The organism is Citrobacter sp. TBCS-14, assembly GCF_005280805.1.
In the GTDB taxonomy this organism is placed as follows: Bacteria; Pseudomonadota; Gammaproteobacteria; order Enterobacterales; family Enterobacteriaceae; genus Citrobacter; species Citrobacter gillenii.
This window is the reverse complement of the sequence record NZ_SZWM01000910.1, coordinates 255-490: the sequence shown is the minus strand read 5'-3', so window position 1 is coordinate 490 and position 236 is coordinate 255. Positions and strand designations below refer to the sequence as shown.

1 protein-coding gene is annotated in these 236 nt (G+C 61.4%); it reads right to left on the bottom strand.

Annotation, left to right across the window (positions count from 1 at the left end; translation table 11 throughout):
• A partial coding sequence (locus tag FDX22_RS22015; protein ID WP_186805426.1) for a DJ-1/PfpI family protein occupies positions 1-236 on the bottom strand: 236 nt, incomplete at both ends.

Here is a 236-nt window from a genome sequence, read left to right as displayed (position 1 = left end):
GAGGACGGTCGCGGCAGCGGCGCAGATTGCCGCGACAATGCGCCCGGAGCGATGAAACTGCTTCACGGTTTCGACCAGCAGAGGGCTGTCGCGAAAACACTCGGCGCCTTTAATACCGCCTGGCAGTACGATAATGTCGAAATCGCCGTCGGCAACTTCGACTAATGGCGCATCCGCCAGCAGTTTCACACCGCGCGAGCACACGATCGTCAGGTTGCCATCGCTGGCGACGCTGG